Source organism: Amycolatopsis acidicola (assembly GCF_007713735.2).
Taxonomy (GTDB): Bacteria; Actinomycetota; Actinomycetes; order Mycobacteriales; family Pseudonocardiaceae; genus Amycolatopsis_E; species Amycolatopsis_E acidicola.
On sequence record NZ_VMNW02000012.1, the window covers coordinates 94,628 to 118,409 of the forward strand.

25 protein-coding genes are annotated in these 23,782 nt (G+C 70.2%); 18 read left to right on the forward strand and 7 right to left on the reverse strand.

Going from position 1 to position 23,782, the window contains the following annotated elements:
* The first annotated feature begins 46 nt into the window (after positions 1 to 46).
* Complete coding sequence (locus FPZ12_RS11310) at positions 47 to 1,459, forward strand: amidase (protein WP_144750018.1); 1,413 nt, start codon at positions 47 to 49, stop codon at positions 1,457 to 1,459.
* A gap of 10 nt (positions 1,460 to 1,469) precedes the next feature.
* Here FPZ12_RS11310 and FPZ12_RS45535 read toward each other — a convergent pair whose 3' ends face one another.
* Genes FPZ12_RS45535 through FPZ12_RS11325 form a run of 4 tightly spaced genes read right to left on the reverse strand, consistent with a single transcriptional unit; the run spans position 1,470 to position 4,399 of the window.
* Positions 1,470 to 1,640, reverse strand: a complete 171-nt coding sequence (locus tag FPZ12_RS45535) for a hypothetical protein (RefSeq protein WP_166462688.1) — start codon at positions 1,638 to 1,640, stop codon at positions 1,470 to 1,472.
* A gap of 13 nt (positions 1,641 to 1,653) precedes the next feature.
* The gene (locus tag FPZ12_RS11315) at positions 1,654 to 2,937 is read right to left on the reverse strand and encodes an MFS transporter (RefSeq protein ID WP_144750020.1); all 1,284 of its coding nucleotides are present in this window, start codon (positions 2,935 to 2,937) and stop codon (positions 1,654 to 1,656) included.
* Between the two features lie 42 nt (positions 2,938 to 2,979).
* Positions 2,980 to 3,864 carry a polysaccharide deacetylase family protein gene (locus FPZ12_RS11320; protein ID WP_144750022.1) on the reverse strand — a complete coding sequence of 295 codons (885 nt, stop codon included), beginning with the start codon at positions 3,862 to 3,864 and terminating at the stop codon, positions 2,980 to 2,982.
* 55 nt (positions 3,865 to 3,919) lie between these two features.
* Positions 3,920 to 4,399: an Lrp/AsnC family transcriptional regulator gene (locus FPZ12_RS11325; RefSeq protein WP_144750024.1), complete on the reverse strand. Its 480-nt coding sequence runs from the start codon at positions 4,397 to 4,399 to the stop codon at positions 3,920 to 3,922.
* A gap of 130 nt (positions 4,400 to 4,529) precedes the next feature.
* On the opposite strand from FPZ12_RS11325, the gene FPZ12_RS11330 reads away from it, so the two are divergent.
* Positions 4,530 to 6,854 (forward strand): transketolase-like TK C-terminal-containing protein, encoded by a 2,325-nt coding sequence (locus tag FPZ12_RS11330; protein ID WP_144750026.1) that lies wholly within the window; start codon positions 4,530 to 4,532, stop codon positions 6,852 to 6,854.
* Positions 6,855 to 6,861: 7 nt separating this feature from the next.
* On the opposite strand, the gene FPZ12_RS11335 is transcribed toward FPZ12_RS11330, so the two are convergent.
* Positions 6,862 to 7,203, reverse strand: coding sequence for a hypothetical protein (locus FPZ12_RS11335; RefSeq protein WP_144750028.1), 342 nt, complete (start codon positions 7,201 to 7,203; stop codon positions 6,862 to 6,864).
* A gap of 217 nt (positions 7,204 to 7,420) precedes the next feature.
* On the opposite strand from FPZ12_RS11335, the gene FPZ12_RS11340 reads away from it, so the two are divergent.
* Genes FPZ12_RS11340 through FPZ12_RS11360 form a run of 5 tightly spaced genes read left to right on the forward strand, consistent with a single transcriptional unit; the run spans position 7,421 to position 11,912 of the window.
* Positions 7,421 to 8,179 (forward strand): MHYT domain-containing protein, encoded by a 759-nt coding sequence (locus FPZ12_RS11340; protein WP_144750031.1) that lies wholly within the window; start codon positions 7,421 to 7,423, stop codon positions 8,177 to 8,179.
* A gap of 50 nt (positions 8,180 to 8,229) precedes the next feature.
* Positions 8,230 to 10,494, forward strand: a complete 2,265-nt coding sequence (locus FPZ12_RS11345; protein ID WP_144750034.1) for a sensor histidine kinase — start codon at positions 8,230 to 8,232, stop codon at positions 10,492 to 10,494.
* Between the two features lie 27 nt (positions 10,495 to 10,521).
* Positions 10,522 to 10,956 (forward strand): roadblock/LC7 domain-containing protein, encoded by a 435-nt coding sequence (locus tag FPZ12_RS11350; protein WP_144750036.1) that lies wholly within the window; start codon positions 10,522 to 10,524, stop codon positions 10,954 to 10,956.
* A 10-nt stretch (positions 10,957 to 10,966) separates the two neighbouring features.
* Entirely contained in the window at positions 10,967 to 11,341 is a 375-nt protein-coding gene (locus tag FPZ12_RS11355) for a DUF742 domain-containing protein (protein WP_144750038.1), read from the forward strand.
* Positions 11,322 to 11,912, forward strand: a complete 591-nt coding sequence (locus FPZ12_RS11360) for a GTP-binding protein (protein ID WP_144750040.1) — start codon at positions 11,322 to 11,324, stop codon at positions 11,910 to 11,912. The genes FPZ12_RS11355 and FPZ12_RS11360 overlap by 20 nt, the downstream gene beginning before the upstream one ends.
* Here the strand turns inward: FPZ12_RS11360 and FPZ12_RS11365 are convergent.
* Positions 11,907 to 12,704 carry a hypothetical protein gene (locus tag FPZ12_RS11365; protein WP_144750042.1) on the reverse strand — a complete coding sequence of 266 codons (798 nt, stop codon included), beginning with the start codon at positions 12,702 to 12,704 and terminating at the stop codon, positions 11,907 to 11,909. The two genes, FPZ12_RS11360 and FPZ12_RS11365, sit on opposite strands and share 6 nt — an antisense overlap.
* Positions 12,705 to 12,797: 93 nt before the next feature.
* On the opposite strand from FPZ12_RS11365, the gene FPZ12_RS11370 reads away from it, so the two are divergent.
* Together FPZ12_RS11370 and FPZ12_RS11375 are read left to right on the forward strand one after the other, a co-directional pair.
* Positions 12,798 to 13,469, forward strand: a complete 672-nt coding sequence (locus FPZ12_RS11370; RefSeq protein ID WP_144750044.1) for a VOC family protein — start codon at positions 12,798 to 12,800, stop codon at positions 13,467 to 13,469.
* A gap of 211 nt (positions 13,470 to 13,680) precedes the next feature.
* The gene (locus tag FPZ12_RS11375) at positions 13,681 to 13,917 is read left to right on the forward strand and encodes a cytochrome C assembly family protein (protein WP_144750046.1); all 237 of its coding nucleotides are present in this window, start codon (positions 13,681 to 13,683) and stop codon (positions 13,915 to 13,917) included.
* Positions 13,918 to 13,935: 18 nt separating this feature from the next.
* Here the strand turns inward: FPZ12_RS11375 and FPZ12_RS11380 are convergent, their stop codons facing one another.
* Entirely contained in the window at positions 13,936 to 14,676 is a 741-nt protein-coding gene (locus FPZ12_RS11380) for a FadR/GntR family transcriptional regulator (RefSeq protein WP_144750048.1), read from the reverse strand.
* Positions 14,677 to 14,914: 238 nt separating this feature from the next.
* On the opposite strand from FPZ12_RS11380, the gene FPZ12_RS11385 reads away from it, so the two are divergent.
* From FPZ12_RS11385 to FPZ12_RS11425, 9 genes are read left to right on the forward strand one after another with little or no spacing between them, the layout of a single operon-like run.
* The gene (locus FPZ12_RS11385) at positions 14,915 to 16,249 is read left to right on the forward strand and encodes an MFS transporter (protein ID WP_144750050.1); all 1,335 of its coding nucleotides are present in this window, start codon (positions 14,915 to 14,917) and stop codon (positions 16,247 to 16,249) included.
* Between the two features lie 49 nt (positions 16,250 to 16,298).
* Entirely contained in the window at positions 16,299 to 17,525 is a 1,227-nt protein-coding gene (locus FPZ12_RS11390; RefSeq protein WP_144750052.1) for a CaiB/BaiF CoA transferase family protein, read from the forward strand.
* The gene (locus FPZ12_RS11395) at positions 17,522 to 18,304 is read left to right on the forward strand and encodes an enoyl-CoA hydratase/isomerase family protein (protein WP_144750054.1); all 783 of its coding nucleotides are present in this window, start codon (positions 17,522 to 17,524) and stop codon (positions 18,302 to 18,304) included. Before FPZ12_RS11390 ends, FPZ12_RS11395 begins: the two co-directional genes overlap by 4 nt.
* Positions 18,301 to 19,521 (forward strand): acyl-CoA dehydrogenase family protein, encoded by a 1,221-nt coding sequence (locus tag FPZ12_RS11400; RefSeq protein ID WP_144750056.1) that lies wholly within the window; start codon positions 18,301 to 18,303, stop codon positions 19,519 to 19,521. Before FPZ12_RS11395 ends, FPZ12_RS11400 begins: the two co-directional genes overlap by 4 nt.
* Complete coding sequence (locus FPZ12_RS11405) at positions 19,522 to 20,274, forward strand: SDR family NAD(P)-dependent oxidoreductase (RefSeq protein ID WP_144750058.1); 753 nt, start codon at positions 19,522 to 19,524, stop codon at positions 20,272 to 20,274.
* An 18-nt stretch (positions 20,275 to 20,292) separates the two neighbouring features.
* Positions 20,293 to 21,171: a 3-hydroxyacyl-CoA dehydrogenase family protein gene (locus FPZ12_RS11410; protein ID WP_144750060.1), complete on the forward strand. Its 879-nt coding sequence runs from the start codon at positions 20,293 to 20,295 to the stop codon at positions 21,169 to 21,171.
* An 11-nt stretch (positions 21,172 to 21,182) separates the two neighbouring features.
* Positions 21,183 to 22,049 carry a 3-hydroxyacyl-CoA dehydrogenase family protein gene (locus FPZ12_RS11415; RefSeq protein WP_144750062.1) on the forward strand — a complete coding sequence of 289 codons (867 nt, stop codon included), beginning with the start codon at positions 21,183 to 21,185 and terminating at the stop codon, positions 22,047 to 22,049.
* On the forward strand, positions 22,046 to 22,825 hold the full coding sequence (locus FPZ12_RS11420) for an enoyl-CoA hydratase-related protein (protein ID WP_144750064.1): 780 nt from the start codon (positions 22,046 to 22,048) through the stop codon (positions 22,823 to 22,825). The genes FPZ12_RS11415 and FPZ12_RS11420 overlap by 4 nt, the downstream gene beginning before the upstream one ends.
* Positions 22,822 to 23,781 carry an acyl-CoA dehydrogenase family protein gene (locus FPZ12_RS11425; protein WP_144750066.1) on the forward strand — a complete coding sequence of 320 codons (960 nt, stop codon included), beginning with the start codon at positions 22,822 to 22,824 and terminating at the stop codon, positions 23,779 to 23,781. The genes FPZ12_RS11420 and FPZ12_RS11425 overlap by 4 nt, the downstream gene beginning before the upstream one ends.
* Position 23,782 lies beyond the last annotated feature (1 nt).

Here is a 23,782-nt window from a genome sequence, read left to right on the forward strand (position 1 = left end):
ATGATGCACGTCGTGCCGTAATACAGAACAGCAAGGAGGGGCGCTGATGACTTCCGCGACCGACGTGGGTGAGTACGATCCGGCCACCTTTGAAGGCCTGCGCTTCCACACCGCCGTCAGCGCTTTCCGCGACGGCACCGACTCGCCACGCGACTACCTCGAACGCTGTCTCGCGACGATCGCCGAGCGCGAGCCCGTCGTGCGGGCCTGGGTCGTGCTCAACGAGCAGGCGGCCCGCGAGCAGGCCGACGCCAGCACCCGCCGCTGGCGCGACGGCCGGCCGCTCTCGCCCATCGACGGGATGCCGATCGGGATCAAGGACCTGCTCGAAACCCGCGACATGCCGACCCAGATGGGATGCGCCGCCTTCGACGGCAATTTCCCGAAGCGGGACAACGCGGCGGTCTGGGCGCTTCGCCAGGCGGGCGCGGTCGTGCTCGGGAAGACGGTGACCACGGAACTCGGTGGCCCGGAACCGAGCCCGACGACGAACCCGTTCAACCCCAGGCACACTCCCGGGGGTTCCTCGTCCGGCTCCGGCGCCGCGGTCGGCGCGCGGATGGTTCCCGCCGCAATCGCGACGCAGACGGGCGGTTCGCTCATGCGCCCGGCGAGCTTCAACGGGAACTGGGGCCTGAAACCCTCACAAGGAGCCATAAACCGGGGTGAACGCCAGACGGCGAGCATGACCTCGCACGGTGTTCTCGCCGCGTGCCCCGAAGACATGTGGCTGGTGGCGATCGCCATCGCGTCGCGCGCGGGCGGCGACCCGGGGTGGCCCGCGTTGGCCGGGCCCGCCATGCCGCCGGCGCCACGCCAGCCGGGAACGCTGGCCGTGCTGGAAACGGACGGCTGGGCGCGTTTGGACGACGCCGGTCGCGAAGCGTTCGAGAATGTCCTCGCGCAGCTCGAAGCGAGTGGTGTGCTTCTGGTACGCCGCAGGGAAGACGCTGTCGTGGAACGGGTCGAGCGCGCGCTCCGGGGCGCGTCCGAGCTGGGGAGCGCGATACTGGCGTGGGAACACTACTGGGCGTTCCGTGATGTCGTGGCGAACAATCCCGGCGGCGTCAGCGCGCGCGGGAAGCGGTTTTTCCTTGAGGCTGCGGAAAAACTCGGCGCGGCGGGCTACGAGGAGGCCCTCCGCGACCGCGCTGCGGTCAAGTCCGCCTACGCGCTTTTGGGGCCACGGGTGGATGCGGTCATCGCGCCGACGTCGAGTGGCTCGGCGCCGGAGTGGCTCGGGGATGTCCCGGGCGGCGAGCCCGCGAGGTGGCCGACCGGGGATCCGGCCTTCAACTTCCCGAGCTCGCTGCTGGGCGCGCCCGCCGTGAATGTCCCGTTGATGGCGGTCCGCGGGCTTCCGTTCGGTTTCCAGGTGATGGGGCAACCGGGCGAGGACGCCAAGATGGTGGCGATCGCGCGTTGGATGGGGCAGGCTTTGGCGCCGGTCGGCGCCTGACCCACACGCACTACGCCCGCCAGCGACCGTTGGCGGGCGTAGTTTCGTGGTTCCGGGACGTGGACATGATGCGTTCGCGGGTTTCCCGCATCTCGACGGCTGCGTTGAGGAGCGCGATCGCCGGATGGGGCAGCAGGGTGATGATGCCAAGGTGGCGGCGTTCGCGCGTTGGATGCGCCAAGCGTTGGCTCCGGTCAGCGCCTGACCCGCTGAGTCCCGTGCGCTTCAGGGGATTTCGCGCGTTCGCGGGTTTCCGGCATCCCCACCACCACGATCAGCAGCGCGATCGCCGCTACCACAGTGATGTAGACGCCGGGCGCGAGCTTCCCGAAGCGCTCCGTGAGTAGCGCGCCCACGATCGGCGCTGTGCCGCCGAAAACGGCATAGGCGATGTTGTAGGCGAGCGCCGTGCTGGTGGCGCGCACCCGGGGCGAGACGAGCTCCACCGCAGTGATCGTCGCCGCCATGGCGACCACCGCGGCCGGGATGGCCAGCAGGACCTCGGCGGCCACTGTGGACACCAGCGTGCCGCCCCGCGCGAGGACATACGCCGGAACCGAACCGCCGACCGCGAAGGCCACTCCGGTGATCAGCAGAGGTTTCCGCCCGAACCGGTCCGCGAGTGCACCGGTGACAACGGAAAGAGCGGTACAGGGCAGCAGCGCGACGCCCCCGGCCACCAGCACCGTGGTCCCGCCGACGCCGCCGGTGGTCATGAGATAGGTGGGCAGGTAGCCCAGCAGATTGTGCACCACCACGGCGAGCAGCGCGAAAACCGCGAACAGCAGGAAGAAGACCCGCCAGTCACGGAACGACTCCCTGACCGGCGCCGCCGAGGTTTCGCCGCGGGCTTCCAGCGCCCGGAAAGTGCTGGTTTCTTCGAGCCGCAGGCGCATGTAGAGCCCGACCAGCGCCATGAGGCCCCCGAACAGGAAGGCGAGCCGCCACGTCCACTCCGCGTAAGCCGCGGGCGACGCCAGTTTCAGCACGAGCAGCGCGAACGTGGCGAGCGCCGAGCCGATGAAGGTCGCGCTTCCGACGGTGCTGATCCACAACCCGCGCTTACCCGCGGGCGCTTGCTCCATCACGTAGGAGGCGGCACTCGTGTACTCGGCCCCCATCGAGATTCCCTGCGCCAGCCGGCAACAGATCAGCAACACCGGCGCCAGCGCTCCCACCTGGGCGTAGCCGGGCAGCAGCGCGATCGCGACCGTGGACACCGCCATGATCAGGACCACTGTGGACAGTGCCGTGCGACGGCCGAGCCGGTCGCCGATGCCGCCGAACACGGCGGCGCCGAGCGGGCGCACCACGAAGGCGATGCCATAGACCGCCAGCGTGGACAGGATCGCCATGGTCTGGTTCCCGGCGGGGAAGAAGTGCCGGGCGATGATCGTCGCCGAAGATCCGTAGATGACGAAGTCGTAGGACTCCACCGCGTGCCCGAACATCGCGGCGCCGAGGATTTTCTTCCGCATCACAGCTCCATCCGAGAGGGGGCACTGCCGTACTGAAAGCGTTCACCCCGCCGAGACGTACGCGGCGAGCTGGGCGTGGGTGGCGAACCAGACGTCGCCGCGCGAGGCGATGTGTTCGAGCAGTTCGGTGAGGATCGCGACGCGGGACCGGTGCCCGATGCAATGCGGATGCATCGTGAGCTGGAAGACGCCGCCTTCCGCGTAGGCGACGTCGAACTCGTCGCGCCAGAGCGAGAGCACCCCGCGCGGGGTGGTGTACGGCCGCAGCGAACTGAACCGGTCCATCGCGAAATACGCCATGTCGTCCCGGATCCACTCGACCGGAACCTCGACCAGCCCGGTCGGTTCCCCGTCGGCGAGGATCTCGTAGCAGTCGTCATCGGCCATCAGCGACGAGTCGTAGGCCAGCCCCAGCTCACGCACGATGTCCAGCGTGTGAGCCGAAAAGTCCCACGAAGGCGTGCGGATGCCGGCCGGGCGCGTTCCGGCGAGGCGTTCCAGCGTGTCCGCCGCCCGCAACGCCAGGTCGCGTTCGGCCTCGGCGGGCAGCAGGGTGTTGCGCTCGTGGATCCAGCCGTGCAGGGCGACCTCGTGTCCGTCGTCCACATAGGACTTCACTTCGCCGTCGTGGAGCAACGCGGACACCGCGGGCACGAAGAACGTCGACGGCGCCTCGAATCGCCGGAGCAGATCGAGGATCCGCGGTACGCCGACGCGGGCCCCGTACTCACCCTGGGAAAGCTTGCCGGGCAGCACTTCACCGTCGCGCAGCGCGGGCGTCTCGTGGTCGGAGTCGAAGGACAGCGCCACGGCCACCTTCGCGCCGCCGGGCCAGGATTCCGGCCGCAGTGGACGTCCGGCGCGAACCCGTTCGACGTGGCCACGCCAGGTCCGCTCGTCCCACTGCCATGGCTGCTGCTCGGTCATCGACCCCTCCATGTTTCGGAATACAGCACGCTGTGCCGGAGTGTAGACCGGACGGTCATCCCTCCGCCACCCGCCGCAGCAAGGGCGTGATGCGGTAGTCGACGAGCTGCCGCATGACCAGCGCGGTGTTGGTGCGCTCCACGTCCGGGACGGCCAGGATCTGGCCGGCGATCCGGTAGAGGTCCTCGGCGTCGGTCGCCACCACGTGCACGAGCACGTCGGCGGCCCCGGAGACGCCGTGCACCTGCAGGACTTCCGGGATCCCGGCGAGTGCCCCGGAGACCTCGTCCAACCGGGACTGCCGGACCGTGGTGGTGATGAAGGCGCTCAGCGGATAGCCGAGCGCGGCGGGATTGACGCGCCGCTCTGGCGAGCCGAGTGCTCCGTTCTGTTCCATGCGCGTCAGGCGCGCGTGGGCGGTGTTGCGCGCGACGCCCACCTCGTCGGCCAGCGCGACCGTCGTGGCGCGTGGATTTTCGTTGACCTTCAGGAGGATTCGGGCGTCGATCTCGTCGATGGCCGGGTCGCTGGGCATCCTGCTCACCTTTCTCGGGGGTGTGTCGGCGCGTCCTGCGCAGTCTGCGCAAATTATCAGCCCGATATTGAAGATCCGGCCACGAATCCCCTTGACTCGGAAGCATTCGTCACGGAAGGGAGTTCTCGTCATGAGCAGTCCCGCGCTCAGCCCGCGGTCACTCGGCGCCGGTTTCGAGACGCTGCGTGAGGTCGAGCGGAGGGTGCTCTGGCTCTCCACGGCGATCATCCACCACGCCAACCGGGTGCGGCCGAACCCGTCCGGCCTCAAGGTGGGCGGGCACCAGGCCTCCTCGGCGTCGATGGTGTCGATCATGACCGCGCTGTGGTTCCGGCAGCTGCGCCCGGAAGACCGGGTTTCGGTCAAACCGCACGCGTCGCCGGTGCTGCATTCGATCAACTACCTGCTCGGCGAGCTGGACTCGTCCTACCTGACGCGGCTGCGCGAATTCGGTGGCCTGCAAAGCTATCCGAGCCGGAGCAAGGACCCGGACCCGGTGGACTACTCGACCGGTTCGGTCGGAATCGGGGCCACAGCGCCGATCTGGGGCGCGGTGTCGCGGCGTTACGTCGACGCCCACGGCGGAAGCGCCGGAACCGGGCGGCAGTACTCGCTGATCGGTGACGCCGAACTGGACGAGGGCGCGGTCTGGGAGGCGGTGCTGGATCCGGCGGTCGCCGGGCTCGGCGAGCTCGTCTGGATCGTCGACCTGAACCGGCAGTCGCTGGACCGCGTGGTCCCCGACATCGCCGCGGGCAAGCTGCAGGGCATGTTCACCGCGGCGGGCTGGCAGGTGATCACCCTGAAATACGGGCAGCTGCTGGAAGAACTGTTCACCCGTCCCGGCGGAATCGAGCTGCGGCAGCGGATCGACGAAATGACCAACCCGGAGTACCAGCGGCTGCTTCGCCGCGATGGCGCGGAAATCCGGCAGTGGCTGCCCGGCTCCGGGCCCGGCGCGGAACCGATCGCGCGCCTCATCGCCGGGCTCGACGACGACACGCTGGTCGAGGCGGTCGCCAACCTCGGCGGGCACGACCTCGGCGCGCTGGACGCGGCCTTCGAGTCCATCGACGACACCCGCCCGACCGTCGTTTTCGCTTATACGGTCAAGGGATTCGGGCTGGCGACCCAAGGACACCCACAGAACCATTCGGCGCTGCTGACCGGGGGCCAGCTGAACGAACTGGCCGCCCGGCTCGACGCGGACCCGGACGATCCGTGGCGGACGTTCCCGGACGGTTCGGCGGCCGGCGCACTGTGCGCGGAGACCGCGAAAAGGTTGCGCCGCCCCGAAACGCCGGCCCAGTCGCCGCCGTCGCTTCCGGTCGACATCGGCCGCACCCCGTCCGGGACCGCGACGACGCAGGCCGCGTTAGGACGGGCGCTGCTCGACCTGACGCGTGAGGCGCCCGAAGCGGCCAAGCGGGTGGTGACGGTCAGCCCGGATGTCAGTTCCACGACCAATCTCGGTGGCTGGGTGAACAAGGTCGGCGTCTGGTCGTCCAGCGAGCGTCCGGACTGGTTCGCCGACGACGCGGAGACGATCCTGCACTGGCGGGAAAAACCGGCCGGGCAGCACATCGAGCTGGGCATCGCCGAGGTCAACCTGGTGAGCCTGCTCGGGGAGCTGGGCGCCACGTGGAGCCGCTGGGGTGAACCGCTGCTGCCGATCGGGGTGCTCTACGACCCGTTCGTCGAGCGCGCGCTGGAGCCCTGGTCCTACGGCATCTACGCGGGCGGCCAGTCCATCCTGGTCGGTACTCCGTCCGGGGTGTCGCTGGCGCCGGAAGGGGGCGCGCACCAGTCGATCACGACGCCTTCGATCGGCCTGGAACAGCCGGGATGCACGACTTACGAGCCCGCGTTCGCCCTCGACACGGAGTGGATCCTGTTGGCCTGCCTCGCGCGGCTGGGCAAACCGGGCGGCAGCTCGGCCTATCTGCGGCTGTCGACGCGTCCGGTCGAGCAAGCGCTGGCGGCGGTTCCCGAGGACCCTGCGGCACGGGAACGTCGGCGGCGCCAGGCCGTGGCCGGGGCCTACGCGCTCCGGCGCCGGGAAGGCGCGAGGGTGACGATCGCCGCGATGGGAGCCGTTGTGCCGCAAGCACTCGCGGCCGCGGACCGATTGGCGGCGATGGGCACGATCGCCGACGTCCTCTGCGTGACGAGCCCCGACCTGCTCTATCGCGCGGTGCGCGCGCGGCAGGGGCACGAACCGGCCGACTCGTGGATCCTGGACCAGGTTTTCCCCGCCGCGCGGGCGAACCCGCTGGTGACTGTCCTGGATGGACACCCGCACACGCTGTCCTTCCTCGCGACGATCAACCGGGTCCCGACGACCGCGCTCGGCGTGACGCGGTTCGGCCAGTCCGGCTCACTCGAAGACGTCTACCGCCACCACGGCCTCGACGCGGACAGTGTCGTCCGCGCGGCACTCGACCTCCTCGGCTGAGCCTGTTTCAGCCCATGCTGTCGATGGCGATCTTCATCGCGAGTACCGAACACAAGATCCCGCCGACGAGCGTGACCGCCGACCACGCCAGCGCCGGGCCGGGCCGGATCAGGCGGCGCGCCACCAGGTAAACCACCGCGGCGACCACGAAAACGAGCAGCGGGAACACGAATCCCAGCCAGGAACCCGCGCCCATCAAGATCGCGCAGCCCGCGGTGGCCAGCGCCGTGCCCCGGGGGCGGAAATCCCGGCGGGTGAGCAAGTACGTGCACAAAACCGGGAGCGCGGTCATGACGACGAGGTAGGACGCGGCGCCGACGGCATCCGGCATCGGTGCGGCACTGGGCATACGCGGCTGCTCCCCTGGAATCGTGAGTATGGCGGTGATCGCCGAATTCCCGGACATCCCTTTGCCGCCCTACTCCGTTACTTGCTGACGAACACAACATACTTGCCAGTACCGTTGTGACGCGCGTCCTTCGTCAAGTACGGTCCCCGTCCACAAGGACTCCCGGGGGAGACGGCCGGCATTCCTCGGGATGGGAAAAATGGATCACACGGGTTCGATGACGGAACTGGGTTTCGGCTGGATCACCCCGGTTCTGTCGTATGTCATGGCGTGCATCGGCAGCGCCCTCGGTCTGCGCTGCATGGTCCGCGCCCTTTCGGCGAGCGGGCGCGCGCGGCGCAACTGGCTGATCAACGGCGCGATGGCGATCGGCACCGGGATCTGGACCATGCATTTCATCGCGATGCTGGGCTTCGGCGTCACCGGCACCGGCATCCGCTACGACGTGCCCCTCACCGTGCTGAGCCTGCTGGTCGCGATCGCCGTCGTCGGCATCGGCGTGTTCTTCGTCGGTTACAGCCGGTCCCGGACGCTTTCGGTGCTGCTCGGCGGGCTGGTCGCCGGGGTGGGTGTGGCGGCGATGCACTACCTCGGAATGGCCGCGATGCGGTTGTCCGGTGAAGTCGGCTACAACGCCGGCGTGGTCACGCTTTCCGTGGCGATCGCGGTGGCGGCGGCGACGGCAGCGTTGTGGGCGACGCTGACCATCCACGGCGCGGCTTCCGCCGTCGCGGCGTCGCTGGTGATGGGTCTCGCGGTGAGCGCGATGCACTACACGGGCATGGCGGCGGTGCGCGTGGACGTGCACGCGGCCCATGAGGCGACTCCGGGTGCGACGCCGATGCAGTTCATCTTCCCGCTGGTGGTGGTGCTCGGCTCGTACCTGTTCCTCACGTCGGCCTTCGTGGCGTTGTCGCCCGGCGCGCAGGCGATGGCCGCGGCGCCGCGCGACGAGGGCAGGCGGATCGAGCTGTGACCGGATGACGCCGGCCGCCCGAACTGTTCCATTTTCCCGTAGGAGAAGGCATGTCGCTGCGTGATGGGCTGCCAGGGGCCGGCCTCCGGCCGTCGGCGATCGCCGGCCGGTTGCGCCCGAAACCCGTGCGCGCGAAGATCGTCGCGCTGCTCATGGTCCCGGTCGTATCGCTGATGGTGCTGTGGGCGCTGGTGACCGTCCAAACCGTCCAGCAGGCGTGGACTTCGCAGCAGCTGGAGAAACTCGACACCGGATTGTCCGGCCCGGTGAGCGCGCTGGTGAGCAGCCTGCAGGACGAACGGGCCACCGTTTCCCGGTTCCTGTCGCGGCCGGGCGACGCCGATCAGGCCGGCCTCGGAGCCCGTCACGAGCAGACCGAGAAAGCGCTTTCCGCTCTGCGCGACGGGCTGGCACCGGTGGCCGCCGACATCCCGGGCCTGGCGCCCGAAGTGGACTCGAGGCTCAGCGCGGTCATCGACGACGTCGCCGGGCTGCGGACGGCCCAGGCCGCCATCGCCGACCGGCGTCAGGATTGGCCCGCCGCGTTCGAAGCCTATTCGGCGGCGATCCGCGACACCTTCGCGGTCGAGAGCGCCCTGCGGCAGATCCAGAACGAGGCGTCCGCGCGCACGGCGTTGTCGCTCTCGCAGGTCGGTGAGATGCTGGCCCGCCAGGACGCGGTGCTGACCTCCCAGGCCGGCGGGCGGTTGAACGCCGGGGCGTACCGAGTGTTCATCGATGCGCTGGGCGGCCAGCGGACGCTCAGCGCGGCCGCGCTCGCCGACCTCCCGGAGCCGCATCTGACCGCGTACCGGCAGCTGCTCGGCAGCGAGGAGTACCGGTCACTGTCCGCGGTGCAGGACACCGTGGCGGGCGACATTTCGGGCCGCGACACGGCTTCGGCGATCGCCTCCGGTCAGTGGGCGTCCGCGCTCGACCCCGTCCTGACCCGGCTCGCCACCGTCCGGTCCGGCCTGGAAACCGCGGCGGGTGCCGACGCCGCCGCAGCAGCCGAATCAGCGCTGACGCGGGGCGCCGTGATCGTGCTGCTCGGCCTCCTGGCCGTGCTGCTGGCGCTGGTGATTTCGGTCCGGATCGGCCGCGGTCTTGTGGTCGAACTGGTGGGGTTGCGGGATTCCGCGCTCGAACTCGCGAACCGCACGCTGCCGGGGGCGATGCGGCGGCTGCGCGCGGGCGAGAAGATCGACGTCGATTCGGACGTGCCGCTGGTGACGTCGGCGGACGGCGAGATCGGCCAGGTCGGCGACGCGCTGAACGCCGTGCGGCGCTCCGCGCTCAACGCCGCCGCGGAACGGGCGGAGCTGCTCACCGGGGTGTCGGGCGTGTTCGTCACGCTCGCGCGGCGCAGCCAAACCCTGTTGCACCGCCAGCTCAGCCTGCTGGACGAAATGGAGCGGCGCACCGACGCGGCCGACGATCTCGAAGACCTGTTCCGCCTCGACCACCTCGCGGCGCGCATGCGGCGGCACGCGGAGGGCCTGATCATCATGTCGGGCGCCACCGCGGGACAGGTGTGGAGCCAGGCCGTGCCGCTGATGACCGTGGCCCGCGCCGCGGTGGCGGAGGTCGAGCAGTTCCATCGGGTGGAGGTCCGGCGGATGGCCGACGTGTCCGTGCAGGGCGCCGCCGTCGCCGACCTGCGGCACCTGCTCGCCGAACTCGTCGAAAACGCCACCTCGTTCTCCCCGCCCACCACCACCGTGCTCGTGCACGGCGAGCAGGTCGGCACCGGGTTCGTCATCGAGATCGAGGACCGCGGCCTCGGCCTGAGCCCGGAAAGCCTGGCGCAGGCCAACATCCGCCTCGCCGAAGCGCACCAGCTCGAGCTGTTCGACAGCGACCAGCTCGGGTTTTTCGTCATCAGCAGGCTCGCCCAGCGCCAGGGGATCACGGTGACCCTGCGGCGATCGGCCTACGGCGGTACCTCCGCGGTGGTGCTCCTGGCCAACTCCCTGCTGTCGCGGCACGACGAGTTTTCCCCGCACACCGGCACTTTCTCCACGCCCCGCGCCGCACTCGCCACCCGGGCGCAGGTTTCGCGGCGGCCGGCCATGATTCCCGCGCGCGACCCCGTGCCCCCGGACCGGCGGCTGCCGGCGGTGCCGGCCGGCGAACCGGTTTTCGCCGACGACGCGACCGGCGGCCTGCCGCGACGCACGAGACAGGCCAGTCTCGCGCCGGGCCTGCGAAATCCCGGGGACGAGGAGACGGCGCCGCCGGTCGCCTCGCCCGAGCAGGCCCGCGCGACGATGTCCGCCCTGCAACAGGGATTTCTCCGTGGGCGCAACAGCTGAGGCCGCATCGAGGCAAGGAGAGATCTGATGGTGGAGGCCACCGAAAGCAGCCAAGAGCTGTACTGGCTCCTGGACGAGTTGGTGGGCAACGCTCCGCGCGTCCGGCACGCGCTGCTGCTGTCCGACGACGGGCTGGCCATGGCCACGTCCACCGGCATGAGGCGGGAGGAGAGCGAGCACCTGGCAGCGGTGGCGTCGGCGCTGAACAGCCTGGCCAAGGGTGCAGGACGGCAGTTCAGGGCGGGGCCGGTCCGCCAGACGATGGTCGAGCTGGCCGAGGGTTTCCTGTTCGTGATCGCCGCGGGCGGGGGCACCTGCCTCGCGGTGTTCACCGAGGCCGGCACCGACATCGGCCTGGTCGCCTACGAGATGGCACGCCTCGTCACACAGGTCGGGGAGCACCTGTACACCGCTCCCCGCGGGACCGGCGGCCCCGTGGCCGCGGAGCGGACCGGACCGTGAAAGAGGCGAGATGAACCGGCCCGCGGACCAGTGGTACGGCGACGACTCCGGTCCTCTGGTCCGGTTGTACGCGCTGACGAAGGGGCGGGCGCGGCCGGCAGGCGAGTTCCTGGACGTGATCGCGCTCGTGTGCGGCACCACCGATCCCGACAACGACCTGACGCTGAGCCCCGAGCAGGCGACCCTGCTCACCCTGTGCCGTGATTCGCTCCTGTCGGTCGCCGAACTCTGTGCCAGGGCGAACCTTCCGCTCAACGTCACCCGGGTGCTGCTGGCCGACCTGCAGCGCGGCGGGCACGTCCGGATCGTGCGGCCCGGGCAGCCCGGCCGGATTCGCGACGACCACATACTGAGGGAAGTGCTCGATGGACTCCGTGCGCTCTGAGCGCCGCGCCGCCGCGCGGCCCTTCGTCGCCTTGAAGATCCTCATCGCGGGCGGGTTCGGCGCCGGCAAGACCACGATGGTCGGCGCCGTCAGCGAGATTCCCCCGCTGCGCACGGAGGAACTGCTCACCGAGGCCGGCGTGGCCGTGGACGATGCCAGTGGCGTCGAGACCAAGACGACCACCACGGTCGCGCTGGACTTCGGCCGCATCACCTTCGACGAGCGGCTCGCGCTGTACCTGTTCGGCACGCCGGGCCAGGACCGGTTCTGGTTCTTCTGGGACGACATCGCCCATGGCGCGCTCGGAGCCGTCGTCGTCGCCGACCCGCGCCGCCTCGAAAGCTGTTTCCCGGCGGTCGACTACTTCGAAAGCCGCGGAATTCCGTTCGTCATAGCGGTGAACTGCTTCGCCGGTGCCCGCCGGTACCGGGTCGAGCACGTCACCACCGCGCTCGATCTCGACGAAGGCACGCCCGTCATGCTGTGCGACGCGAGGGACAAATCCTCGGCGAAGGACGTGCTGATCGCCCTGGTGGAACGCGTCCGTCGAATGTCGACAAAGGACTCATGAGCCGCGGGGGAATCGCGGGTCCGTGGCCCGTTGTTCGGACATGCGGGCGACGTGTTCGGAGGCGACGGAGAAACCCGCGGCGAACGTCCGGCCCGGTGTCGCGTCCTGGCGCACGGTGGCGGCGAACGAGCGGAGCCGGTCGGCGAGTTCCTTGCTGGTGAACGATTCCGTGACGTGCAGCTCGCCGGGCGCGTTGAGCGCGTCGAGCAGTTGTCCGCCTCGGCGGTGCAGGGATGTGAGGTCGCGGCGCGCTTCTTTGAGTGCTGTCGTGGCGAAACGCACCAGGTACCTGCCGAGTTCCCAGGCGGCCGCCGCGCGTTCTTCCGCCGTCCAGGCGGGCCGCGCTCGTTCCAGGACGTCGTGCATGTGGTCGCGCACCACCGGGATCGCCGGTGGCGGGGGCATGGGGCTCCGTAGCCGATCCAAGAGATCGAGGGCGTCCGGCCGGGGAGCGGGTGGGCGTCGGAGGTGGTGGGACAGCTCGATCCGGCAGGCCCGCAGTCCACGCAGGTAGCCCTCGGCGTATTCGCCCGAGCCGATGGCGGGCATGCCGAGAATTGTCGTGTCGAGGGAATGCAGGGCGACGGAAATGGTGAACTGCCGCAATTCAGTCATGATGCCCTGGGCCTGCTCCCGGCGGTCGAACACCGCGCGGGCGGCGTCGACCCAGTCCGGCTGGCCTTGCAGCAGCTGTTTGCCGAGGTCCCAGTTGTCGCGGTCGGCGTAGCGTTTCTCGTTCAGGTGCCGGGAGAGCGCCGCCACCCAGGTCGTGTCCACCTCGTTCGCGCCCACGTCCGGACTATAGGACCGCGCGGCCGGGACCGGTCCCGGGCACGCTGGTTGATCGGCCCGGGGCGGCGATCTTGGTTTGACTAGGCTCGGGCCATGTTTCATCTTGATCACCTCTGCCTCGGTGTCCGCGATCTTGCCGACGGCGTGCGGCGAGTGCACGAGGAGACGGGGCTCGCCTACTACGACGGTGGAGTCCTGGCCGGCAGCATCGGGAACACGATCTTCCCGCTCGGCGAGGACGTCTATCTGGAGGTCGAGGCGGTGACGGCCCCCGCGGCCGAGCGGAACGAGGCGGCGGCCTGGTTCGACCGGGTCGTCGCGGACGGCGACCGGTGGATGTTCTGGTGCTTGCGCGCCGAGACGATCGACGAGCTGACCGCGGTCGCGGAGCGGCTCGGTGGCGAGGTGTCGCGGGTTCCGGGGCGCGTCCAGGCCGACGGCACCCAGCGCCTCATCATCACCGCGCCCGGCTCGGACCGCGTGTTCGACGCGTGCTGGCGCCGGGGGCTGCCGAACTGGTTCTACCGGGAGGATCCGGGCACGAACCCGGATCGTGGTGCGGCGGAGCACGGCGAGCGCGGGGCGGGCGTGACCCGGCTGGAGATCGGTGCCGACGCCGCGGAACTGCGGGAGCACATCGGCGCCGAACTCTTCGACCGGCTGCCACTAGAGGTCGTGCCCGGCAAGCCGGGCGTGCACGCGATCACGGTGCGCACTGAGTCCGGGCACGAGGTCACGCTGCGCCGGGACCCGGCTGGGCTGTAGTGGGGCCCGTCTCCGTACGGCGCGATGGGAAGGTTCGCCGGATCGCGGCCTTCGGCGGCGGCTGTCCGCCCGCCGTCTCCGAAAGGCGCGTCAGGGTTTGCGGCGCAGGCCTCGTCGAACAGCGCGTCCGTTGCGGGTGAACCGTCCGTCAGCGCCCGGCCGAGGTAGCGGAAGACGGTCGCGCCCCCGCAACCTCTACGAGTACGGCACGGTGATCACGCTCGTGGCCGCTGCCGCATGGCTCGTCATCCACGTCACCACCACCGCCATCACCGGCGTGCTCGTCTTGCCCGGCGTCGCGAGCATCCTCTACCTCGCCGGATCCCTGCGACCGCAAGCGGAACCGCCGCAACGCGAGACGCGGTACCGGATCGCCTACCGTGCCACGATCATCGGGTTCCCGCTGTTCGCCGTCAGCTGCGGCGCCGTGTGGGCGGAATCGGCCTGAGGCCGTAGGGCCGCGGCCCTACGCCTTCGCGTGCGCCACGAGGTGCTTGCGCAGGTACGTGAGGTGCTTGACGATCGCGCTCTCCGCGGCGTCGGGGTTCCGCTCGGCGATGGCGTCCACGATCGCCTTGTGCTGGCGGACCGTGGTGCGGCCGACCTCGGGGGAGAGGTCCAGGTAGTGCACCGGCTCGGTTTCGTGGTGCAGCGCGGAAACCAGTGACGCCAGCACGCGGTTGCCCGAGGCCTGCGCGATCAGCGAATGGAACTGCTCGTCGAGCTTGGGCACTTCCGGATCGTCGACGGAGGCGGTCTTCTGCCGCTGCACGATGTCCCGCAGCCGCTCGAGGTCTTCGGCGGTGCGGTTGGCCGCGGCGAGCCGGACGGCCGGGACCTCCAGGTGCTGCCGCACCTCGGCGACCTCGGTGAAATCGATGCTGCCCAGGGTCAGCAGGTTGTGCACGCTGTCGATGACGGCGGACCCGAGCGAGGTGTGGTCGACGAGCTGGACGAAGTTCCCGCCGCGGGAGCCGGGCACCTTGTAGATCAGCCGCTGGGTGGTCAGCGACCGCAGCGCCTCCCGCACGGTGGTGCGGCTGACGTTGAACTGCCGCGCCAGCTCGGCCTCGGGCGGGAGCAGGTCCCCGGACTTCAGCTCGCCGGACAGGATCGCCACCCGGATCCGTTCCTCGACCTGCTCACGCGGCCGGAGCACTTTCTGGCCGATCACCCTGGCCTGCTGAGCATCGCGGAGCTCTGCCACCTGCGTCACCTACCTACCGCTCAAGACGTGAACCGCGCGAGTATAGCGGTTCATTGTCCGACAATGCCACGCGACGCCCGTGCTTGTCCAACCCGCCGCGCCGGTGGACGGGCCTCCCCGCGCCGCTTTCCGAGGCATTGTCAAAAGTTGGACCTTGAACAAGCGGACCTTCTGACCTACGGTCACTCCCATCGCAACGACGCGTCGCTTCCGGGCGCGGGCAAACCCAGGAGAAAGCATGGCTACGCAGGCCCCGGCTCCATCGGTGTCCATCGGGAAGATCGCTTTCGCGAGTTTCATCGGCACCGTCATCGAGTTCTTCGACTTCTTCATCTTCGGCACGGCTTCGGCCCTGATCTTCAACAAGATCTTCTTCCCCGCGCTCGATCCGCTGGCCGGAACGCTCGCCAGTTTCGCCACGTTCGGCGTGGCCTTCGCCGCCCGCCCGCTCGGCGGTGTCCTTTTCGGACACTGGGGGGACCGGCTGGGGCGCAAGAAGATGCTGGTGCTCAGCCTCGTCCTGATGGGCGTTGGCACCGCGATGGTCGGAGTGCTGCCGACGTATGGCCAGATCGGCATCGGCGCGCCGCTGCTGCTGGTGCTCTCGCGATTGCTGCAGGGCGTCGCGATCGGCGGTGAGTGGAGCGGCGCCGTGCTGATGGCCGTCGAGCACGCCCCGCCGGGCAAACGCGCCTTCTACGGCAGCTGGCCGCAATGCGGTGTTCCGGCGGGCCTGGTGCTGGCGACCGCGCTGTTCTACCTCGTCGAGCAGCTTCCGGCGGACGCGATGCGGACCTGGGGCTGGCGGCTCCCGTTCCTGGTCAGCGTGGTGCTGGTGGCGCTCGGCCTCTACATCCGGCTGCGGATCTCCGAGTCACCCGCGTTCGCCTCCGTGCAGGACAAGGGGGAACAGGCGAAGTTCCCCGCCGGCGAGGTGATCCGGAAGTCGTGGAAGGCGATCCTGATCGCGATCTTTTCCATGGCGGCGGCCAACATCCCGTTCTACCTGGCCACGGTCTTCGCGCTGAGCTACGGTTCCCAGCAGCCCGGCGTCACCAGGGGGACGGTGCTGCTGGCGGTGTGCGTGGCCTCGCTGATCCAGATCTTCACCATCCCCGCCGCCGCCATGCTGGCCGACAAGTACGGGCGGCGGCCCGTGCTGCTCGTGGGCTGCGTGCTCACGGTGCTGGAAGGATTCCCGTTCTTCTGGCTGATCGACACCGGCAGCACGATCGCGATCCTGCTGGCGATGGTGATCGCCCTGCCGATCGCGCACACGCTGACCTACTCCGTGTTGGCCAGCTTCGTGCCGGAGTTGTTCGAGACCCGGTTGCGCTACAGCGGTTCGGCGATCGGCTACCAGGTCGGCGGCATGATCATGAGCGGTCCGGTTCCCTTCGTCGCCGCGGCCCTGTACTCGTGGGCCGGTGGCGCGTGGTCGCTTTCGCTGTACATCGTGCTCGGTGGCGTGCTGACGTTCGTGGCCGTCTACCTGGCGAGGGAGTCCTACCGGGACGACATCGCCGGCCTCGATGACGCCGGGATCGCGCGGGATACGACGCACGCCACCTGAGCCCGACCTTGACCCTGAGGCTAATGTCCAACATTATGAAGGCGTGCAGATGAACCACCAGGATCAGGGCGGCTCCGCCGGGGGGCCGCTGGCAGGGTTGAAGGTCGTCGACATGACGACCTCCTACGCGGGCCCGACGGCCTCGATGTACCTGGCCGACCTCGGCGCGGACGTGATCAAGGTCGAGCGGCCGGGCGCCGGTGACGACGCCCGGTCGTGGGGTCCGCCGTTCGTCCGGGACACCTCGGCCTGGTTCGCCTCGGCGAACCGCAACAAGCGCTCGGTGGTGATCAACCTGCGGGACCCGCGCGGGCTGCGCACCCTGCGGCGGCTCATCGGCGAGGCCGACGTGTTCATGGAGAACCTGAACCCGGGCAAGCTCGCTTCGCTCGGCATCGACCACGAGACGGTGCGCGCGGAGTCCCCGCGGCTGATCTACTGCGCGATGTCGGGCTTCGGGCTCGACGGGCCGGACAGCGCGCTGCCGGGCTACGACCTCGCCGCGCAGGCCCGGTCCGGGATCATGTCGGTCACGGGCCCGAAAGGCGGTTCGCCGCAACGGGTTTCCTCGGCACTGTCCGATGTGGTCACCGGGATGTGCGCGGCGCTGGCGGTCAGCGCCGCGGTGGTGCGCCAGCGGGAACACGGCGATGGCGAGCTGATCGACGTGTCCCTGCTGGACTCCGACCTCGCCGTGATGGCGCCGCGGATCGCGGCCTACCTGGCCGGCGAGCCCGAGCCGGCGCCCAGCGGCGGTACCGATTCGGTGCTTGCGGTGTACCAGTCGTTCGCCACGGCGGACCGGGATCTCGCCATCGCCATCGGCAACGACCCGATTTGGCGGCGGTTCTGCGACGTGATCGGAACCCCGGAACTGGGCGCGGATCCGGAGCTGGCGGACAACGCCGGGCGCCGGGTGCACCGGGAGCGGCTCGTCGCCGCGGTGACGGAAAAGCTCGCCGGGCGCACCGCCGCCGAATGGCAGAAGATACTCGGTGAAGCGGGAATCCCGTGCTCCCTCGTGCAAGGGCTGTCCGAAGTGGTCGAAGATCCGCAGGTGGTCGCGCGCGGGGCGCTGCTCCCGGTGCCGGGCACCGGCGGGGCGCTGCACAGCGTGCACAGCCCGTTCCGCTTCGGCTCCATCCCGCGGCCGCGCAACACCGCGTTCCCGGCGCTCGGCGCGCACACCCGCGAGGTGCTGGGAGAACACGGATTCACCGACGAAGACATCGACACGCTCATCGCGGAGGGTGCCGTGCAGGAGGGTGCGAGGTGAGCGAAGAGTTCGTCGCCGTCGAGGAGCACGGCGCCGTGGCGGTGGTGCGGATCGACCGGCCGTCCGTCCACAATGCACTCAATGCCGCCTTGCTACGGCGGCTCGGCGAGGAGATCGGCACGCTCGCCGGGAAGGCGCGGGCGATCGTGCTGACCGGCACGGGCGAAAAGGCGTTCAGCGCGGGCGCGGACCTCGACGAGCTGGCCACGCTGGACGCCGAGGCCGCGCATCCGGTGATGCGCGCCGGGCAGGAGGTGATCCGCCGGATCGAGCGGAGCCCGGTCCCGGTGCTCGCGGCGGTGAACGGGCTGGCACTCGGCGGCGGGTTCGAACTCGTGCTGGCCTGCTCGTTCGCGGTCGTGTCGCGCAAGGCGTCGTTCGGGTTGCCCGAGGCTGGCCTCGGCCTGATCCCCGGGTACGGCGGCACCCAGCGGCTCGCGCGGGTGACCGGGCCCCACGTGGCCCGGCACGTGATGCTGACCGGCAGCCGGATCGACGCCGAGCGCGCGTACCAGCTGGGCCTGGCCGTGCTGCCGCCGGTCGAACCCGGCGAGCTGCTACCGGCGGCGCTGGAGGTCGCGAACACGATCGCCGCGAAGGGGCCGGGGGCGTGCCGCGCCATCCTGGAAGCCGTGGATCGCGGCCAGGACATGCCGCTCGACGCCGGGCTGGCGCTGGAGACCGGGCTGGCCGCGCTGGCCATCGGCGGTACCGAGTCCGATGAGGGCGTGGCCGCGTTCAAGGGCAAGCGCGCCCCGGAGTTCGGAGACCTCGCATGAACACCGCGCCGCTCGACATCGACGTCGACCCGAAGGCGTACCTCGCGCATCACGAGAGCCTCGACGAGTCGGCCGCCGACGCGCTGCTCGACGAACGCGAGCGCGAGGTACGCGCGCGGGTGCGGGACGTCGTCGCGCACGAGGTCGCGCCCCGTGCGGCGGAGGCCGACCGCACCCACGCGTTCGTCCACGACAGTTACCAGGCGCTGGCTTCCGCGGGCCTGGCCGGGCTGATCTTCCCGAAGCACCTCGGCGGCACCGGGGACACCAACGTCGCCTACGCCGCGGCGATGGAGGAGATCACCGCGGGCTGCGCCGCGACGAGCCTCGTCTACATGACCCAGATGCACGCGGCGTACCCGATCCTGATCGCGGGCACCGGGGCGCTGGCCGAGCGCTACATCCCCGGCCTGCTCGCGGGAACGGCGTACGGCGCGCTGGGCATCACCGAACCGGGCGCGGGCAGCGACGTGGCGAGCCTGCGCTCCGTCGCGACGCCGACCGACGACGGGTACTCGCTCAGCGGGTCGAAGACGTTCATCACCACCGGCGACAAGGCCGGCGTGATCATCTGCTTCGCCACCGTGGACCGGTCGCTGGGCCGCAAGGGCGTCACCGCGTTCGTCCTGAATGGACAGTGGGCCGGGCTGGAGCGCGGTCGGCCGCTGAGCAAGCTGGGCATGCACGGGTCCAGCACGGCCGAGCTGTTCTTCGACGGCGTGCGGATCCCGGCGGATCACCGGCTCGGCGAGGAGGGCGGCGGCTGGCAGGTCGTGATGAACTCCGTGATCAAGTCCCGGATCAGCGCCGCCGCGCAGGGCGTCGGGCTCGCCCGCGCCGCCTACGGGCGGGCGTTGCGGGTGCTCACGCGCATCCACGGCGCGAAGCTGCCGGACGAGGCGGCGTTCGCGCTGGCCACTCTGCGCGGAAAGGTGTTGCAGGGCAGGCTGTTGCTGCTCAGCGTCGCCCGCGAGGTGGACCGCTCCAGCAGCCCGAACGCCGGGCAGATCGGGATCATGAAACAGACCTGCACCGACCTCGGTTTCGACGCCGCGCGCGAGGCGACGCGCGTCCTCGGCCCGTACGGGGACCTGACCGAACTGGGCGTGGAGCGGTGCCTGCGCGACGCGAAGGTCACCCAGATCTACGACGGCACCAACGAGGTGCAGCGGCTGCTCATCGCCCGCGACACCGCACGGAAGGCAGGAGAACGGTAGATGACTTCCCTGGCAGGCAAAGTCGCCATCGTCACGGGGGCGGGACGCGGGCTCGGCCGCGCGATGGCCGAGGCGCTCGCGGAAGCCGGCGCGCGGGTGACCGTCGCCTCGCGGACGGCGAAGGAACTGGACGCTTTCGTTGCCGAGCAAGAGAAAGCGGGCCGCGAAGCGCTGGCGTGCCCGACCGACATCACCGACGCGGCGGCCGTCGAGGCGATGGTCGAGGCGACGGTGGAGCGGTTCGGCCGGGTCGACATCCTGGTGAACAACTCCGGGATCGTCGCCACCACGCCCCTGCTGGAGCAGGAGCCCGAGGAGTGGGACAGGGTGATCGCGACCAACCTGCGCGGGGTCTACCTCGCGACCCGCGCGGCCGGCAAGCATCTCGTGGCACAGAAATCGGGCAAGGTCATCACCATCGCCTCGAACTTCGCCCTGCAGGGCGTGGCGAATCACGCGGCCTATTCCGCGTCCAAGGCCGGGGTCCTCGCCTTCACCCGCTCGATGGCCGTCGAATGGTCCCGCCACGGCATCCAGGTCAACGCGATCGCCCCGGGCTACTTCGCCACCGACCTCAACGCCGGCATGCGCGCCGACGACGCGGTCATGGACAAGGTGCTGCGCGCGATCCCGGCGCGGCGGATGGGCGAGCCGGGCGAGATCAAACCCTGGCTGCTCCTGCTCGCCGGGCCCGAATCGGACTTCATGACCGGCGAGTACCTCGTGCTCGACGGCGGCCAGACCATCCGCTGACAGAACGGAGACAACGACGTGACTGCGCAGGAACGCACCGTCGCGGTGCTCGGTGCGGGGACCATGGGTTCCGGCATCGCCACCGTGATGGTCCGGGCCGGCTACCGGACCCTCCTCCACGACCTCGCCGACGACCGCGTCGAGCGCGGGGTTTCCACCGTGCGGGGTTTCCTCGCCAAGAGCGCGAAACTCGGCAAGCTCACCGAGGACGAGGCCGCCGCCGCGTCGGCCCGCATCGAGGGCACCACCGAACTGAAGGACCTCGCGGGCGCCGGGGTGGTGGTCGAGGCGATCTTCGAGGACCTGGCCGCGAAGAAGACGCTCTTCGGGGAGCTGGACGGCATCGTCGGCGAGGAAACCCTGTTCCACACCAACACTTCCACGCTGTCGGTCACCGGGATCGCCTCGGGCTCGAAGCTCCCGGGGCGGGTCGTGGGCACGCACTACTGCAACCCGGCGCCGCTGATGAAGCTGGTCGAGGTGGCCGACGGCCGGCACACCGCGAGCTGGGCGCACCAGGCGACGATCGAGTTCCTCGGCTCGCTGGGGAAGACCTCGGTGGTCACCAAGGACCGGCCGGGGTTCATCGTCAACCGGTTCCTGATCCCGTGGGAGAACAGCTGCATCCAGGCGCTGGAAAACGGCCTGGGCACGAAGGAATCCATCGACGCCGCGGTGACCGGCGCGCTGGGGCACCCGATGGGCCCGTTCAAACTGCTCGACGTCGTGGGCATGGACATCCACCAGCAGGTCGCGACCCGGCTGTATGAACAGCTGCGCGACCCCAGGTTCTTCCCGCCGCCGATGGTCGACCGGATGGTCTCCGCCGGTGACCTCGGGCGCAAGACCGGGCGCGGCTTCTACACCTACGACGACACCCGCCTGTTCGGCTCTTGAGGAGGCCCTCCATGTCCGACATCCACAACGTGGCGGTGCTCGGTTTCGGCACCATGGGCGCCGGGATCGCGCAGACCGTCGCCGCCTCCGGCCGTCCGGTCACCGTGCTCGAAACGGGCCAGGACCGGATCGACGCCGGGCTCGCGCACCTTCGCTCCTTTGTGGACGGTGGCGTGCGGCGCGGCAAGCTCACCGAGGCCGGGCGGGACGAGCTGCTCGCCCGTGTCCGGCCGGTCACCGACGTGGCCGGGCTGGCGGGCAGCGATCTCGTGATCGAGGCCGTCACCGAACGGCCCGACGTCAAACGGGAGCTGCTTTCCCGCGTGGCGGCCGTGGTTTCCGCCGAAGCGCTCATCGTCACCAACACCTCGGCGCTGTCGGTGACCGACCTCGCCGGCGCGGTCCCGAACCCGGAACGCTTCGCTGGCCTGCACTTCTTCAACCCCGCGCCGGTGATGAAGGTGGTCGAGGTGGTGCGCGCGCTGCAGACCGCGCCGGCCACCATCGACAGGCTGGCCGCGTTCGCTGAGGCCATCGCGAAGGACCCGGTCGTGGTGAAGGACCGGCCCGGGTTCCTGGTGAACCACCTGCTGATCCCGTACCTCAACGACGTGATCACCGAGTACGACCACGAGCTGGCCACGGCCGAGGACATCGACACCGCGCTCAAGCTCGGGCTCGGCTACAAACTCGGCCCGCTCGAACTGCTCGACCTGATCGGGCTCGACGTGCACGAGCACGCCACGCGCAGCGCGTACGACGCCACCCTCGACCCGCGCTTCGCGCCGCCGCCGCTGCTGCGGCAGATGGTGGCCGCCGGCCATCTCGGCGCCAAGAACGGGCAGGGATTCCGCACAGGGAAGGAAAACGCTCAGTGACGAGCTACACCGACATCCTCGTCGACCGGGACGGCCCGGTCCTCACCATCACGCTCAACCGGCCGGAGAACGGCAACAAGTTCCGGCACGAAACGTGCCTGGAGCTCTCCGACGCGCTGCAGCGCTTCCGGGTCGACCCCGCCCTGCGCGTGGCCGTGCTCACCGGGGCGGGCGAGAAGTTCTTCTGCATCGGCGGCGAACACGATCACGCCACCTCGCTCGACCAGTCGCAGGTGCTGCCGATCATCGACGTCTACCAGGCGATCGACACCATCCCGAAGCCGGTCATCGCGGCGGTCAACGGGTTCGCGGTCGGCGGCGGCAACGTGCTGCACACGGTGTGCGATCTGACGATCGCCGCCGAGAACGCCGTGTTCCGGCAGGTCGGCCCGATGGTGGGCAGTTTCGACGCGGGCTACGGCAGCTGGTATCTCGAGGACACCATCGGCCGTAAGCGCGCCAAGGAGATGTGGTACCTCAACCGCAAATACACCGCCGAGCAGGCGCTGGCGATGGGGCTGGCCAACGAGGTCGTCCCCGCCGACCGGCTGCGCGCCAGGGCGGACGAGGTCGCGCGCGAGATCGCCAGCCGCAGCCCGATGGCGATCGGGGGCCTCAAGGCCGCGTTCTCCGGCAAGCACAACGGTGTCTCCGGCCAGGCCCGGATGGCGCACGACCAGCTGCTGACCGTGTACCTGACCACGCAGGAAGCGCAGGAGGTCAGCGCGTCGTTCGGTGAGAAGCGCAAGCCCGACCCCGACAGGTTCTGGAAATGAGCCGCAACACCCCGCCGCTGACCGGGGAGCAGGCCGACCTCGCCGGGATGCTGGACGCGCTGATGTCCGATGTGGACAGTGCGCTGGCTGACGAGCGGCCGGCCGACGTGGCGGCGCTGAGGGCCCGGCTGGCCGGGCTGGGAGTGTGGACGCTGGGCGTGCCCGAGGCGCTGGGCGGTGGCGGCGCGGACGGCGCGCTCACCGCCGCGGCGTTCGCGCGGCTCGGCCGGGGCTGGGCCGCGCTCGCCTGGGCGGCCGTGCAGGCGCACGCCGCCGCCGAGTTGCTGACCGAGCATCCTGAACTGCGCGAACGTATCCACGCCGGTGAGGTCGCGATCGCCGTGACGCGCGGCGAACGCGTGGACGCGGCAGGGGAGCGGCCGCACGTCATCGTGCTCGACGACGGTGGCGCCCGGCTGTACGAACCGGCGGCGCTGGAGTACCGCGCCGTGCGTCACACCGGTTTGGGCGGCGCCTTGACGCGCGTGATCGAGCCGCGCGGCGAGGGCATCGCGCTGACCGGTGACGTCGACGCCGCGAAGGTCCGGCTCTGGCTGGGCGCCGCCGCGGTGGCGGCCGGAATCGCCGACGCCGCAAGCGAAGCCGCGCTCGACTACAGCGCGGGACGCAGGCAGTTCGGCGCCGCGTTGACGGCACTGCCGACAGTGCGTGACTCGCTGCTCGGCTCATCGGGCGCTGCGGCGGTGTTGCTGCGCCAGGTTCTGCGGAGCGCGGACTCCACGCCGTGGCAGGCGGCGGCGGTGCTCGACACCGCGTGCGAGTCGGCGATCGACGTGGCGGCGAAAGCCCTGCAGTCCCACGGCGGCTACGGCTATCTCACCGAGTATCCCGCCGAACGCCTCCTGCGTGACGCGGTGTCGCTGCGTGCGGCGAGCGACACGGCCGGCGCCCGCCGGGCAGGGGCGTCCGAACTGGCCGGCTCCGGGAAAGGATGAG

Bases quoted from the DNA above. Each gene is read 5' to 3' on its own strand.
- FPZ12_RS11310 (WP_144750018.1), top strand. From the start codon at position 47: ATGACTTCCGCGACCGACGTGGGTGAGTACGATCCGGCCACCTTTGAA.
- FPZ12_RS11315 (WP_144750020.1), bottom strand. From the start codon at position 2,937: ATGCGGAAGAAAATCCTCGGCGCCGCGATGTTCGGGCACGCGGTGGAG.
- FPZ12_RS11320 (WP_144750022.1), bottom strand. From the start codon at position 3,864: ATGACCGAGCAGCAGCCATGGCAGTGGGACGAGCGGACCTGGCGTGGC.
- FPZ12_RS11325 (WP_144750024.1), bottom strand. From the start codon at position 4,399: ATGCCCAGCGACCCGGCCATCGACGAGATCGACGCCCGAATCCTCCTG.
- FPZ12_RS11330 (WP_144750026.1), top strand. From the start codon at position 4,530: ATGAGCAGTCCCGCGCTCAGCCCGCGGTCACTCGGCGCCGGTTTCGAG.
- FPZ12_RS11335 (WP_144750028.1), bottom strand. From the start codon at position 7,203: ATGCCCAGTGCCGCACCGATGCCGGATGCCGTCGGCGCCGCGTCCTAC.
- FPZ12_RS11340 (WP_144750031.1), top strand. From the start codon at position 7,421: ATGACGGAACTGGGTTTCGGCTGGATCACCCCGGTTCTGTCGTATGTC.
- FPZ12_RS11345 (WP_144750034.1), top strand. From the start codon at position 8,230: ATGTCGCTGCGTGATGGGCTGCCAGGGGCCGGCCTCCGGCCGTCGGCG.
- FPZ12_RS11350 (WP_144750036.1), top strand. From the start codon at position 10,522: ATGGTGGAGGCCACCGAAAGCAGCCAAGAGCTGTACTGGCTCCTGGAC.
- FPZ12_RS11355 (WP_144750038.1), top strand. From the start codon at position 10,967: ATGAACCGGCCCGCGGACCAGTGGTACGGCGACGACTCCGGTCCTCTG.
- FPZ12_RS11360 (WP_144750040.1), top strand. From the start codon at position 11,322: ATGGACTCCGTGCGCTCTGAGCGCCGCGCCGCCGCGCGGCCCTTCGTC.
- FPZ12_RS11370 (WP_144750044.1), top strand. From the start codon at position 12,798: ATGTTTCATCTTGATCACCTCTGCCTCGGTGTCCGCGATCTTGCCGAC.
- FPZ12_RS11385 (WP_144750050.1), top strand. From the start codon at position 14,915: ATGGCTACGCAGGCCCCGGCTCCATCGGTGTCCATCGGGAAGATCGCT.
- FPZ12_RS11390 (WP_144750052.1), top strand. From the start codon at position 16,299: ATGAACCACCAGGATCAGGGCGGCTCCGCCGGGGGGCCGCTGGCAGGG.
- FPZ12_RS11400 (WP_144750056.1), top strand. From the start codon at position 18,301: ATGAACACCGCGCCGCTCGACATCGACGTCGACCCGAAGGCGTACCTC.
- FPZ12_RS11405 (WP_144750058.1), top strand. From the start codon at position 19,522: ATGACTTCCCTGGCAGGCAAAGTCGCCATCGTCACGGGGGCGGGACGC.
- FPZ12_RS11415 (WP_144750062.1), top strand. From the start codon at position 21,183: ATGTCCGACATCCACAACGTGGCGGTGCTCGGTTTCGGCACCATGGGC.
- FPZ12_RS11425 (WP_144750066.1), top strand. From the start codon at position 22,822: ATGAGCCGCAACACCCCGCCGCTGACCGGGGAGCAGGCCGACCTCGCC.